Annotated in this window: 13 protein-coding genes; 6 read left to right on the top strand and 7 right to left on the bottom strand. The window is 66.3% G+C overall.

The features are described 5' to 3' along the window. Window positions 1-66 precede the first annotated feature (66 nt). Together AC5P57_RS02650 and AC5P57_RS02645 are read right to left on the bottom strand one after the other, a co-directional pair. Entirely contained in the window at window positions 67-1,056 is a 990-nt protein-coding gene (locus tag AC5P57_RS02650; protein WP_262236215.1) for a sensor domain-containing protein, read from the bottom strand. Next, complete coding sequence (locus AC5P57_RS02645; protein WP_262236214.1) at window positions 1,053-1,418, bottom strand: PadR family transcriptional regulator; 366 nt, start codon at window positions 1,416-1,418, stop codon at window positions 1,053-1,055. The genes AC5P57_RS02650 and AC5P57_RS02645 overlap by 4 nt, the downstream gene beginning before the upstream one ends. Before the next feature lie 220 nt (window positions 1,419-1,638). Here AC5P57_RS02645 and AC5P57_RS02640 point away from each other — a divergent pair, with 220 nt between their 5' ends. After that, window positions 1,639-2,112 carry a hypothetical protein gene (locus AC5P57_RS02640; protein ID WP_024956307.1) on the top strand — a complete coding sequence of 158 codons (474 nt, stop codon included), beginning with the start codon at window positions 1,639-1,641 and terminating at the stop codon, window positions 2,110-2,112. A gap of 130 nt (window positions 2,113-2,242) precedes the next feature. Next, complete coding sequence (locus AC5P57_RS02635) at window positions 2,243-3,145, top strand: peptidylprolyl isomerase (protein ID WP_262236213.1); 903 nt, start codon at window positions 2,243-2,245, stop codon at window positions 3,143-3,145. 570 nt (window positions 3,146-3,715) lie between these two features. Here AC5P57_RS02635 and AC5P57_RS02630 read toward each other — a convergent pair. Beyond that, window positions 3,716-4,588, bottom strand: a complete 873-nt coding sequence (locus AC5P57_RS02630; protein WP_049454681.1) for a DMT family transporter — start codon at window positions 4,586-4,588, stop codon at window positions 3,716-3,718. Between the two features lie 115 nt (window positions 4,589-4,703). Here AC5P57_RS02630 and AC5P57_RS02625 point away from each other — a divergent pair, with 115 nt between their 5' ends. Together AC5P57_RS02625 and AC5P57_RS02620 are read left to right on the top strand one after the other, a co-directional pair. Continuing rightward, entirely contained in the window at window positions 4,704-5,648 is a 945-nt protein-coding gene (locus AC5P57_RS02625; protein WP_106550373.1) for a LysR substrate-binding domain-containing protein, read from the top strand. A gap of 68 nt (window positions 5,649-5,716) precedes the next feature. Next, window positions 5,717-6,010 carry a hypothetical protein gene (locus tag AC5P57_RS02620; protein ID WP_005408721.1) on the top strand — a complete coding sequence of 98 codons (294 nt, stop codon included), beginning with the start codon at window positions 5,717-5,719 and terminating at the stop codon, window positions 6,008-6,010. A gap of 31 nt (window positions 6,011-6,041) precedes the next feature. Here the strand turns inward: AC5P57_RS02620 and AC5P57_RS02615 are convergent, their stop codons facing one another. Beyond that, window positions 6,042-6,827: a DUF4349 domain-containing protein gene (locus AC5P57_RS02615; protein ID WP_262236212.1), complete on the bottom strand. Its 786-nt coding sequence runs from the start codon at window positions 6,825-6,827 to the stop codon at window positions 6,042-6,044. 23 nt (window positions 6,828-6,850) lie between these two features. Then, window positions 6,851-7,207, bottom strand: coding sequence for a GFA family protein (locus AC5P57_RS02610; RefSeq protein WP_106550376.1), 357 nt, complete (start codon window positions 7,205-7,207; stop codon window positions 6,851-6,853). A gap of 111 nt (window positions 7,208-7,318) precedes the next feature. Here AC5P57_RS02610 and AC5P57_RS02605 point away from each other — a divergent pair, with 111 nt between their 5' ends. Then, window positions 7,319-9,127, top strand: a complete 1,809-nt coding sequence (locus tag AC5P57_RS02605) for a DUF885 domain-containing protein (protein WP_262236210.1) — start codon at window positions 7,319-7,321, stop codon at window positions 9,125-9,127. Window positions 9,128-9,270: 143 nt separating this feature from the next. Then, complete coding sequence (locus AC5P57_RS02600) at window positions 9,271-10,269, top strand: polysaccharide lyase (protein ID WP_262236208.1); 999 nt, start codon at window positions 9,271-9,273, stop codon at window positions 10,267-10,269. Window positions 10,270-10,278: 9 nt separating this feature from the next. Here the strand turns inward: AC5P57_RS02600 and agp are convergent, their stop codons facing one another. Both agp and smrA read right to left on the bottom strand, forming a co-directional pair. Continuing rightward, entirely contained in the window at window positions 10,279-11,502 is a 1,224-nt protein-coding gene (agp, locus tag AC5P57_RS02595) for a bifunctional glucose-1-phosphatase/inositol phosphatase (protein ID WP_262236207.1), read from the bottom strand. Window positions 11,503-11,569: 67 nt separating this feature from the next. Next, window positions 11,570-13,402, bottom strand: a complete 1,833-nt coding sequence (gene smrA, locus AC5P57_RS02590; RefSeq protein ID WP_099551364.1) for a multidrug efflux ABC transporter SmrA — start codon at window positions 13,400-13,402, stop codon at window positions 11,570-11,572. Between the last annotated feature and the right edge of the window lie 133 nt (window positions 13,403-13,535).

Here is a 13,535-nt window from a genome sequence, read left to right as displayed (position 1 = left end):
CAAACGCCCCGACGCTGATGGATTGTGCCAACCAGGGTTGGCACCTGCCGAAGCGTGGATTCCCGCTTACAACCGCACCAGCAGGTTCTTCGCGATCAACCCATGCAGCTTGCCGATGCCGCGTGCCAGATGCATCGTCAACAGCAGCAGCAGCACGCCCACCGCGGCGACCGCGATCGCCACCAGCGGCGAGGCCGCCATCGGCAGTACATTCACGCCATCGACGTACACGCCCGGAATCTCGCCACTGAAGATCGCCGCGACCGGCGCCCAGATCAGGCCCAGCGACAGCGACAGCAACGTCACCGCGATGGTGAAGTAGATGACGCCCAGCGGCAGCATCAGCACGAAGTACAGCAGGGTCAGCCAGGTGCGGCCATCGGTGAACATGTCGCCGATGCGTTGCAGCCAGGTACGGCTGCGGTCGGTGTAACGCGGACGACGCGGCATGCGCTCGCCCAGCAGCGCTTCCACCAGCCGTCCTTCCAGCAGCGCCAACCCGCGCACCGAGCCGAAGAACAGCACGGTCAGCGGAATGCCGACGATCAGGATCAGCAGGCCCAGCGACAGCGACAGGCCGGTCACCACCCAGGTGAAGAAGAAGATGCCGGTGGCGAGCGACAGCAGCATGTAGAACAGCGCACCGTAGGTGTGCGGATCGGTCACCACGCCGAAGAAGCGCGCCAGCAGCGAACGCTGCACCGGCGCCGGCGGCGGTGCGGCCGGCTCGACGCCACTGGCTTCCGCCGCCGCGCGCAGCACCGGCGCGGTATCCGCGCGCGGCGTACGCAGCGCGCGGTTCACCGTTACTTCGGTCTCGCGGTAGATGTCGGCCACTTCGTCCGGCGCACCGTAGCTGCCGGCCACGTCAGCGATCACCTCGGCCTCGCTGCGGCCGGGCTGCGCGGCCAGCTCCGAGCGCAGGTACTCCTCGGCGTCGTACAGCGCGTCCTGCACCATCGCCAGGTCGGCGCCTTCCAGCGCCGCGCGCAGCTGCGCCAGGTACTGCGGGATGGTCGTGGGCAGGGCGCGGCCTGCCAGGCTCGGGTCGTTCATTGCGGTACCCCCTCCAACACGGAATCGACGGAATCGCGGGTGGCCTGCCAGGCCTGGCGCCACTGCGCCAGCACCCCGTGGCCGCGTTCATTGATGCGGTAGTAGCGCCGCGGCGGCCCGCTGCTGGACGGCTCCACATGGCTTTCCAGCAGGCCGGCTCCCTCCAGGTTGCGCAGCACCGGGTACAGCGCGCTCTGCTTGCCGCTCAGCACGCCCTCGCCCACCCGCTCCAGTTCCTTGGCGATCAGGTAGCCGTACAGCGGCTCCCCGGCCCGGGCCAGCACCGCCAGCAGGGCCAGCGACACCGTTCCTGCGCTGAGCTCCTTCTGGAACTTCTTCAGGTGGACATCGTCCTCGGACATGACCGGCCCTCCACTACGTTGAAGTCCACAGTAGTGCGAAGTTCGGTATAGCGAATGTGTCGTTAGTCACTCTGCCGGTTGGCGAGGGTCGGCCGACCATCTGGCGGGCAGGCCCGTTGGCTTGCTTGCCCCTCTGCGAGCCGCGGCATACCGTCGGCTTCCAAGAACGCAGCGTCTGATCCAGCCTCTGCAAGCAAGATGATCCCGGGAATGCCCACTTATGACTGAGCTTCACTATTGCGACTTCTGGTTTTCTGCGAAGAAGTCCGCGCGAAACATAATCAGTGAATCCGAGGCTAAATCGAGACATGAGAGCCAGGCTCGCTACACGGTTCTCGTTGGCTCCCCCACCACGCCATCAGCGATCGTCGATGTGCTGTTGGACAAAGACATGATTGGCGTCGACTTTCTGGATGAACACCTAAGGAAGCGCCTGTCGTATCAGTTTCAGCAGGTGGCACCGGACAAGCTGTTCCTGAGCATGGTGGTGTACACGGAATTCACTGGAAAGAGCGACAACGTTGCTGAAGGAACCTGCTATATCTTCAACGAAGATGGTCGGCTCACCATAATCAAGGAAGCTTTTTCGCCCCATCATCTGGAAGAGTGTTCGACTACGCACGACCCAATAGGCAACTACGAGCCTGTTCCTGTCTTCGGCCATTACTCCGGTCTAATTGCAGAAGAAAGATAGACGTTGATGCCGGACCGATTGGATCGGCCAAGAGGCGGCGCGCAGGCTGACGGGATTGCCCTATATACCGCTTGGCGATGCAGTCCCTAGTCGCGCAGAATCGAAGCCTCGTTCATGTTCCGGGGATCCCATGCCGCACCGTCGCCGTCTTGCCCTGACCGCCCTCGCCCTGGCCTGCCTGCTGCCCTCGCTGGCCAGCGCGGCAACGCCCTACCGCAGCCCGCAGCAGATCCTTGATGCCTCCGCGGCCAGCGACTGGCGTACCCCGGACCCGGCCAACCTGCTGTACATGGACCTGCCGGCCGGGCGGGTGATCATCGAGCTGGCGCCGCAGTTCGCCCCGCGCCATGTCGCCAACATCCAGACCTTCGCCCATGAGCACTTCTGGGACGGCACCAGCATCTACCGCTCGCAGGACAACTTCGTTGTGCAGTTCGGCGATGCCGACGCCGATGACGCGGCCAAGGCCAAGCCGTTCGGCAGCGCCGTGCGCAAGCTGCCGGCCGAGTTCGAACGTGCCAGCACCGGCCTGAAGGTGAGCGTACTGCCGGATCGCGATGGCTGGGCGGCACAGACCGGCTTCGTCGACGGCTTCCCGGTCGGCCAGGACCCGCAGGCGGGCAAGGCCTGGCTGGCGCATTGCTACGGCATGCTCGGCGCCGGCCGCAGCAACGAGGAAGACAGCAGCATCGGCGCCGAACTGTACGTGGTGACCGGCCAGTCGCCGCGCCAGCTGGACCGCAACATCACCCTGGTCGGCCGCGTGCTGAAGGGCATGGAACTTCTCAGCGCAACACCGCGCGGGCCCGCGCCGATGGGCTTCTACACCGACCCGAAGCTGCGTACGCCGATCGTGTCGATCCGCCGCGCCAGCGACGTGCCGGCGGCCGAGCGCACGCCGATCCAGGTGCTGCGTACCGATTCGAAGACCTTCGCCGATACGGTGGAGGCGCGGCGCAATCGCGTGGACGATTTCTACAAGCGCCCGGCCGGGCATATCGATCTCTGCAATATTCCGGTGCCGGTGCGCTGATGGTTTCCTGCGCGTGACGCGTGCTGAAGGTGCTTCACTGTTCATGGGCGTCACTTTTCTTTTCGCGCGAAAAGAAAAGTAACCAAAAGAAACGCGCCGCCAGGTCGCGAGCCGCCGTGCTTCGCACGTCGGTCCCCTGCGCTTCTCGGTGAATCAGGGGACGGTGCCGAACTCGCTGCGCTCAGACATCGGCACCTCTTCGCCCCTGATTCCCCTGCGATGCTCGGCTCACTCAAGGCGGACCCAAGGTCAAGAGCCACAGCTGCACGACGATGCATGGTAGTGCCGGGCCGGGCCCGGCGAGCGAAGCGACCGCTTCTGCCTTTGATCTTGGATCCGCCTTGAGCGAGCCGAGCACCGCAGGTCCGGCGAGGGCGAAGAGGCGCGGGTGTCTGAGCGCAGCGAGTTCCCGCGCCGTCCCTCGACGGGCCGAGGAGCGCAGGGCACCGGTGCGCAGCACCGGCTCGCGGCCGGCGGAACGTTTCTTTTGGTTACTTTTCTTTGCGTACAAAGAAAAGTAACGCCCATGAACAGTGAAGCGCCTTCAGCACGCGCCACGTGCAAAACACCTCAGCCCTTCTGACTCACCGCCACGCTACCCAGAATCAGCACACCGGCAATCAGCATCTGCACCGTCACCGCCTCACCCAGGAACAACCACGCAAACGCCGCGCCGAACAGCGGAATCAGATAGGTCACCGTCGACGCCCGTGACGGGCCGATGCGGCCGATCAGGCGGTAGAACATCAGGAACGCCAGCCCGGTGCAGGCTACGCCCAAGGCGATCGCCGCGCCCCAGGCCTTCAGCGGAATCGCCGCCTGCGGCCAGTGGCTCACCGCCATCGGCAGCATCCACAGCGAGGCACACGACAGCGTGGCTGCCGCAGCCGCGGCCGACGGCAGGCCGGTCATGTGCCGCTTCACCAGGTTCACGCCCAGGCCGTACAGCAGCGAAGCCGCCGCGCCGGCCAGCACCGCGGTGCCGATGCTCAGGCCCGAGACCTTGGCGGTGGCCAGCACCACCACGCCGGCAAAGCCGACCAGCAGCGCACCGGCACGGCGCATGCCGATCTTTTCACCGAAGAACAGGAAAGCGATCAGCGCGGCGAACAGCACCGTCATCGCATTGCAGATCGCACCGATCGCGGCCGGCGCCTGTTCGGCGGCATAGGCAAACAGCACGAACGGCAGCGCCGAGTTGATCAGGCCGATCGGTGCCAGCCACAGCCAGCGCCGCGGCGGGAACTGCGCGCGGGCACGCCACAGGAACGGCAGCAGTACCAGCGCACCCAGCACCAGCCGCACCTCGACCAGCGCGAACGGGCCGAACGACGGCACTGCCACGCGCATGAACAGGAACGAGCAGCCCCAGATGGCGCCCAGCAGGGTCAACTCCAGCGGTGTGCGCCAATCGCGCTCGGCCGCCTGTGGGACTGCATTCATGCCTTGCCTCCGTCCATCGTCAATTCCTCGCCAAGGCGAACAGGATCGAGCGCAGACGCCCGCCGCACAAGCGCGTAGTATCGCTGCCAGCCACAAATATGGTTTGAGGCTGGACATGCAGCTACGCCCTTCCCTGCTCCCCGCACTGGCCGTGTTCGCGGTCGCCGCACGCCACCAGAACTTTGCCCAGGCCGCACAGGAACTGCACCTGACCGCCAGCGCGGTCAGCCACCATGTGCGTCGCCTGGAAGAGGTGCTGGAGACCCGGCTGTTCCTGCGCCACGCCCGCGGCGTGCGCCTGACCGCCGAAGGCCGGCAGCTGGCCGACGCCGCCAGCGCCGCGTTTACCGACGTCGCAGCGGTTGCCCACCATCTGCACCCCGATGCCGACAGCGTGCCGCTGCGGATCACCACACTGCGCTCGCTGTCCTACTGCTGGCTGTTGCCACGCCTGCCGCGCTTCACCCAGGCGCATCCGCATATCCGCATCGAACTGCACACCGGTAGCGGGCTTGATCGCTACGATGACAACGGCCCAGAGGTCGGCATACGCTACGGACTGGGCCAGTGGCCCGGCCTGCGCGCGCAGCACCTGATGGACGACTATCTGTTCCCGGTGGCCTCACCCGCGCTGGCCGGCGTCGAAACCCTGGACGACCCGGCGCGCATCGCCGAGCTGCCGCTGCTGACCGACCTGTCGCCGCAGGGGTGGCGCGACTGGTTCCGCCATGCCGGCGTGCGCCCGCCCTCACCGCTGCCACCGATGCACACCTTTGCCGACAGCACCGATGCGATGCGTGCGGCGGTGTACGGCATGGGCGCGGTGCTGGCACGCACCCACGTCGCCCAGCCCTACCTGCAGCGCTATGAAGTGGTGCGCCTGCCCGGCCCTGCGCTGAAGGCCCGTTACGCCTACTACGTGGTGCATGCCGAAGGGCAGCCGCCGAGCCCTGCGGCACGCCTGTTCATCGACTGGTTGCTGGAGCAGGCGCAGGACGAGCGCACGCCGATTCCCGCGCTGCCGGACAGTCTGTTGGGGCGCCCTGCCACGCGCGGCTGACTGCGCCCTCACCCGCTCTTTTCTTCACGCTGGCTAGGCTGCTGGCGAACCCACAACGTACCTATGCCATGGCCATGCTGCGACTGCGCATCACCGGAACCGAAGACGACGCCCGCGCCATCAGCGATCTGCTGCTCGGCCTGGAAGGCATCGAGCATGTCGAGGAAACCGACGACCTGATGCCGCACATGGACGACGACGACTCCAGTTCGGCCGGACTGTCCGATGACATCGGTCCGGGCATCCACGAACTGGAAGTGGAAGTCGGCAATGAAAGCACCGCGCAGAAGGTGCGCGACGCGGTGCAGGAACTGGCGCTGGAGCTGGATGTGTTCGTCGAGTACGAGACCGACGAGGGCTGATGCCGGCTGGCTGCCGGCATCAGCCTTCACCTCAGAGGTTGGGCGGCAGCTTGCGACGGCGGCGACGCCACCACGCCCGCACGCCCCATCCTGCAATCAACGCCAGTACCGCGACCGGCAGCAATGCGGCCGCCGCACGGATCAGGAACGCGATACTGGTGCTGAGGATGCTGCCCGATTCGCTCAGTGCCTCACCGATCTCGCTGCGGCTGCGCTGCCCCGAGGTGGTGCCGAAGTGCATCGTCACCAGCTGGGTATCGATGCGCCGGCGCTGCTGCGCCGAATCCTTGTTGGCCTGTTCGACGCCCGCCTCGATCTCCGAAAGCCGCGTGGTGATCGCCATCAGGTCTTCGATCTTCAGGTCCTTGCGGTCCTGGTAGGACAGCAGCCGCGCGTGTTCCTTCTCCAGCCGTGCCTTGGTCAGGGCGGTATCGGCCACCTGCTGCGCGAGGTCTTCGGCGCGCGTGCTGCGCGATTGCAGCTTGCCGCCTTCGCCCGCCATCGCGATCAACGGTTCGGTGCCCTTCGGTGCAATGCGGACCTTGACCTCGCCGCTGGGCTGCTCGCCACTGCGCTGATCAACCTGCAGCACCGCACAATCCCCGAACTTCGCGCTTTGGCAGGCCTGCGCCACCTGCTGGATGCGCGGTGCGATCTGCGCAGCGTCCAGCTGTATCTGCACGTCATGCTCGTAGGCCAGGAACGCACCTTCCGGCGAAGCGACCGCGGCTTCGGCACCGCCTCCGGCATCGGCCGCGACGTCGCCGTGCTTTCCGCACGCTGCCAGCGCCAGCAGCAGCACCGGCATTGCTGCCATGCGCGTCCACGCGCACACCGGCCTCACAGTGCGGCTCCGTCGTAAGAACTCACCGCCAGCGTGGCCAGATCCACTGCAGGCACACAGCGCACATTCACCGCCACCATCGGCGTGCCGGTGCGCGGGTCGACCGCTTCGCTGTAGGGAGCGATGCCGCATTCGCGGCAGTGGTGATGGTCGATGTGGGCCTTGTTGAAGTGGTAGGTGGCCACGTCCGCCGGATCGGTAGTCAGATGGAATGCCTCGCGCGGGGCGAACCACAGCAGGCTGCCACGGCGGCGGCACATCGAGCAGTTGCAGTCGATGACGTCGCTGATCGGCGCCTCGGCCTGTACGGTGAATGCGATCCTGCCGCAATGGCAGCTTCCCTGGTATTCCATGTCCTGTTCTCCGCTGGAGGGTCCGTGTCTGCGCCATGGTAATCCTATGGCACGGGGACAAAGCAGCTCCGGGGCCCTATGCTCGGGGTTTGACCCCGTACAGGAACGCCGATGCGCCCGCATCTTCTTGCCCTTGCCCTGGTCGCTGCCCTGGCCGGTTGCCAGCCGGCCGACGCCCCGACCAACGCTTCCACCCCGACCGCCAGCCAGCAGGCCGGTGACGCGGCGGTCGATGCGGCCTTCGCCGATCTGTCCAAGCGCGCCCTGGACACCTGGATGCAGCTGTCCCCGGTCAGCGCCACCCAGATCGGCGACCACCGCTACGACAGCGAGCTGGACGACCTCAGCGCCGCCGGCCAGCAGAAGACCGTGGCCGCCTACAAGGCGCTGCTGGGCGAGCTGGACAAGATCGAGGTGGCCAAGCTGGGCCGCGAGAACCAGGTGGACGCGGCGATCCTGCGCAACCAGCTGCAGTCGGAAATCTGGAATGCCGAAGTGCTGCAGTCCGGCAAGTGGGACCCGCAGCTGTACAACGGCATCGCCGGCAGCGCGATCTACGGCCTGATGGCGCGGGAATTCGCACCGCTGCCGGAACGCCTGAAGTCGGCCACCGCTCGCATGGAGAAGCTGCCGGCGATCTTCGCCCAGGCACGCGAGAACCTGGATCCGGCGCGCGTGCCGAAGATCCATGCCGAGACCGTGGCCAAGCAGAACAAGGGCATCCTCAGCATCGTCGATACCTTCATCACCCCGCACATCGGTGAACTGCCGCAGGCCGACCAGCAGCGCCTGCAGGCTGCCATCGACGGGCTGAAGAAGGCCGTGGACGAGCAGCAGACCTGGCTGGACAAGACCCTGGTGCCGAACGCCAAGGGCGACTTCCGCATCGGTGCGGAAAAGTACGACCAGAAGCTGAAGTTCGCGCTGAGCTCGTCGCTGTCGCGCCAGGAGATCGGTGAACGTGCACGCGCCGAACTCAAGCGCGTGCGCGAAGACATGTACGGCATCGCGCAGACCGTGCTGAAGGACAAGCCGGGTGCGCCGGAAATGCCGGCCCAGCCGACCGAAGAGCAGCAGCAGAAGGCGATCGAAGCCGCGCTGGAACTGGCCTACGCCGACAAGCCGGCACGCGACAAGGTGGTCGACGATGCCAAGGCCGCGCTGGAGCAGTCCACCGCCTTCGTGCGCGAGCACGACCTGGTGACCCTGCCCGATGCGCCGGTGGACATCATCCTGATGCCGGAATTCCAGCGTGGCGTGGCCGTGGCCTACTGCGATTCACCGGGCCCGCTGGACAAGAACCTGAAGACCTTCTACGCCGTGTCGCCGATTCCGGACGACTGGAACGACAAGCAGGTCGACTCGTTCCTGCGTGAATACAACTCGCGCATGATCCACCTGCTCAGCATCCACGAAGGCACCCCGGGCCACTACCTGGAGGGCTGGCACTCGGCCAAGTTCCCCTCCACCCTGCGTGCGGTGCTGCGTTCGGGCCTGTTCGCCGAAGGCTGGGCGGTCTACACCGAGCGCATGATGCAGGAGCAGGGCTACCTCAACAACGACCCGTTGTTCCACCTGGTACAGCTGAAGTTCTACCTGCGCACGATCTCCAACGCGATCCTCGACCAGGGCGTGCACGTGGACAACTGGGATCGCGAGAAGGCGATGCACCTGATGACCCACGACGCGTTCCAGCAGGAAAGCGAAGCCTCGGGCAAGTGGGTGCGCGCACAGCTGACGTCGGCGCAGCTGCCGACCTACTTCGTCGGTGCGCAGGAACACTTCGACACCCGCAAGGCGGTGCAGGAGAAGCTGGGCGACAAGTTCAACCTGAAGGCCTACCACGACCAGATGCTGTCCTACGGCGCACCGCCGGTACGTTTCGCCCGCCAGCTGATGCTGGACCAGCCGATCGAATGATCGGGGTGGTGTAAGTTGCAAACGGAACGGCCCGGGCAAACCCGGGCCGTTTCTACATGCGGTGGCGGGAGCCGCGGCTGCATCACGCACCGGCAACATGCACGGGCGCATCGTTCGCCGGGTTCCCCCTTCCACCAGCGTCCATGTCTCTCCCCCTGTTCCGTCTTGCACTGCTGCCCACGCTGCTGGCCAGCGCCTGTGCCTTCGCCGCCTGCCCTCCACCACCGCCCGGCCAGCCCGACATCCGTGCCCTGGGCTACTACACCGACCAGGCCGGCTCGGTGATCGACCCGGCACTGCACCAGCAGAACAAGGGCGCCACTGCGCCGCTGGACCGCTATGCCGCCGACGTGGCGCGCATGAGCGACGACTATCTGCGCAACGGTGACCCGGCAGCGGCGCAATGCACGCTGGCATGGCTGGGTGCATGGGCAGACGGAGGCGCGATGCTCGGGCAGATGATCCGGGTCAACAACGACCAGTCGTACTACATGCGGCAGTGGATGCTCGATGCCGTGGCGATGGCCTACCTGAAAGTGCACGACCAGGCCGACCCGCAGCAGCGCGCGCGCATCGATCCGTGGCTGCAACAGCTGGCACGCGCCAACCTGGCCTACTGGGACAACCCGAAACGGCGCCGCAACAACCACTACTACTGGGGCGGCCTGGGCGTGTTGGCGACCGGCCTGGCCACCGACGACGACGCCCTGTGGCAGGCCGGCCACGCCGCCTTCCAGAAGGGCATCGATGACATCCAGGACGATGGCAGCCTGCCGCTGGAAATGGCCCGCGGGCAGCGTGCCCTGCACTACCACGACTACGCACTGGCGCCACTGGTGATGATGGCCGAACTGGCGCGGCTACGCGGGCAGGACTGGTATGCCAGCAGGGATCACGCCATCGACCACCTTGCCCGTCGCGTCATCGAAGGCAGCAAGGACCCTGCATGGTTCAACCAATACACCGGCGTTGCACAGCTGCCGCTGCAGGCCAGCGGCTGGGTTGAGTTCTACCGGTTGCGATCACCCGATGGCGGTCTGTTCGATGCCGCGCATGCACGCGGCCCGTTCCACTCGCCACGGCTGGGGGGCGACCTTACGCTGATGGCCACCCATGGCATCGTGCGCACGCCGCTGCGATAGCACTCTGTTTCAGTGACGGGCCCGCTGCAGCAGCTGCTGCAACTGCGCGCGGCTGCAGCCCTGCCGGTCGCAGCCCGGCAACGGCAGTGCGACGCGCCCCGGCGGCTGCGCCTCGGTCAGCGGCAGCGCATCGCGCAGCTGCCCGGTGGCGGGATAGACGTAGGACACGCGGAAACGCTCCAGGCCACTGCGACGCTCGCGCCAGCGCTCGAACTGCAGCAGGCCTCCGATCGGCGTCTTCTCGTACTGGCCCGGCAGCGTGTAGTCAGCGATTCCCAACGCGGCCAGCACGGAGCCGATGTTGGAGTCGTGGCCGACCAGCAGGGTCACCTTCGGTGACGCCGGATCCTTGAACAGCGCTTCTACCCTTGCCAGCAGCGGCGCGGCTACATCACGAGCAACTTCAGGAGTACCGAACAGGATGTCCTGGTAGCGATTGCGGATCTGCGCCAGCGCCTGCCATTGCGCCTCGTTGTTCAAGCGGCCCCAGCCTTCGCGCGGAATGCCACTTCCCTGGTAGTGCTCCATCAGCAGCGCATCCACCACCCCGCTGGCCAGCGCCAGTGAACCCGAAGCGCGCGGCTCGTTGCCCGGATCCGCACTGAAGGTGATATCGGCCAGCGTCAGATGGCAGTCGCCGCGGCCGGTACACGCCGCCGACTCCGGGTAGCGGGTGAGCTGCTCCACCACGGACAGTGCCGGTGCCATGTCCACGTCGGTCAGCGCTTGCTGCATTGCCGACAGCGCGCGCTCGCGGAAGACCGTGTCTCTGTTATGGATTACCGGATTGAACAAGGGATCCATCGTGCCCAGCGGCATGCGCTGCTCGATCGCAACGTGGCAGCCCGGGAAGGCACCGGCAACGAAGAACTGCGCGGTGGCCTGGGTACGTTGCAGGCTGTTGGCATGGGCGTGGAAGTCAGCGGGCTGCGGGCAACCCGACGCCGGCAACAGTCGCGCCTGGCGCAGCCACTGGCCGATGTAGCGGCCCATGTAGACCTCCAGCACGCCGCCCTTGGTGGTCAGCTCGCCCGGTGCCACCTCCCAGCGCGGCCAGGTCTCGGGTGTCGCGTTGGCGAGCGCGCCGGAGGCCACCACCGGCGCGCGCAGGTTATGGCGGCTGAGCAGGATGACCTGCTCAAGCTGCTCGCCTGCGGCGGGTGCGGCCATCGCGGTTGCAGTGCTCATGGCCAGCGCGAGCGCCAGCAACAGGGAGCGCAGGGGGAGGATCATGCAGGTCTCCAGAAGCACGCTGGGGTCAGAGCCCTTTCCTGCGGAAAGGGATCCGACCCCGATCCCATCATTGATCGGCAGCCACGAAACCACCGGTCTGCCGCGCCCACAACCGTGCGTACAGTCCACCGGCCGCAATCAGTTCCGCATGGCTGCCGGTTTCGACGATGCGGCCCTGGTCCATCACCACCAGCCGGTCCATGCGCGCGATGGTCGACAGCCGGTGCGCGATCGCGATCACCGTCTTGCCACCCATCAGTTCGTCCAGGCTGTCCTGGATCGCCGCTTCCACTTCCGAATCCAGCGCCGAGGTCGCCTCGTCCAGCACCAGGATCGGTGCGTCCTTCAGCAGCACGCGGGCAATGGCGATACGCTGGCGCTGGCCACCGGACAGCTTCACGCCGCGCTCGCCGACGTGCGCGTCGTAGCCGCGACGGCCCTGCCCGTCCACCAGCGTATCGATGAAGGCTTCGGCACGTGCTTTGGCTACTGCTGCGCGCAGCTGCTCATCGGTGGCGTCCGGACGGCCGTACAGCAGGTTGTCGCGGATCGAGCGATGCAGCAGCGAGGTGTCCTGGGTGACCACGCCGATCTGCTGGCGCAGGCTTTCCTGGGTGACGTAGGCAATGTCCTGGTCGTCGATCAGGATGCGGCCGCTCTCCAGGTCGTACAGGCGCAGCAGCACGTTGACCAGGGTCGACTTGCCCGCACCGGAGGGGCCGACCAGGCCGATCTTCTCGCCGGGTTTCACCACCAGGTCCAGGCCGGCGATCACGCCGCCCTTCTTGCCGTAGTGGAAGTGGATGTCCTGGAAGTGCACGCCACCACGGGTCACCTGCAACGGCACTGCATCCTCGCGGTCCTGCACGGTCAGCGGCTGGGCGATGGTGGTGATGCCATCCTGCACCGTGCCGATGTCCTCGAAGATGCCGTTGATGGTCCACATGATCCAGCCGGACATGTTGTGGATGCGGATCACCAGGCCGGTGGCCAGCGTGATCGCGCCGACGGTGATGTGGCCGCCATTCCACAGCCACAGCGCCAGCCCACAGGTGCCGGCAATCAGGAAGCCGTTGACGATGGCGATGGTCAGGTCCATGCCGGTGGTGATGCGGGTCTGCGCGCGGTGCTTGACCGCCAGTTCTTGGATCGACTCGGCCACGTAGGCCTGCTCGCGCCCACCATGGGCGAACAGCTTCAGCGTGGGAATGTTGGTGTAGCCATCGACGATGCGGCCCATCGCCTTCGAACGCGCTTCGGAGGCGATCCAAGCGCGTTCCTTCGCCCGCGGAACGAAGTAGGCCAGGATCACCGCGTAGGCCAGCAACCACAGGATCAGCGGCACCATCAGCCGCCAGTCGGCCTGCGCGAACAGGTACAGCGCAGTGCCGGTGTAGACCACGATGTACCAGAGCGAATCGACCATCTGCACCGCCGATTCGCGCAGCGACGTGCCGGTCTGCATCACCCGGTTGGCGACGCTGCCGGCGAAATCGTTCTGGAAGAAGCTCAGGCTCTGCCGCACCACGTAGTTGTGCATCAGCCAGCGCGAGCGGTTGCTCAGGCCGGGCACGATGGCCTGGTTGACCAGCAGGTTGTGCAGGCCGACCAGGATCGGCCGTGCGATGACCGTGATGAACAGCATCCAGCCCAGTTCATTGGCGTGGCGCTGGAAGAAACCGGCACCCGGCTGCTCGGCGACCATGTCGACGATACGGCCCAGGTAATCGAACATCGCCACTTCCACCAGCGCCAGCAGCAGGCCGGCGATGAGCGTGGCCAGCAGCACCGGCCACACCGGGCGCAGGTAGTGCAGGTAGAACGGCAGCACCTTGCGCGGTGGCATGCGCCCATCCACGGGCGGGAACACAGGGATCAGGGATTCAAACCAACGGAACATCGCATTCCCTCGCCATCATTAGCCGGCGGAGTATCCCACGCCGCATGTGTACACCGGCCGACGATCGCCGCGGCTCCGGTAGTGCCGGCCGCTGGCCGGCACCCTTGCGACGCATCCGGGGAACATGAGGTTG

The organism is Stenotrophomonas sp. YJH_SMC_79, assembly GCF_059367995.1.
Note: the sequence above shows the minus strand (reverse complement) of the source record. Positions and strands in the feature narration are given on the sequence as shown.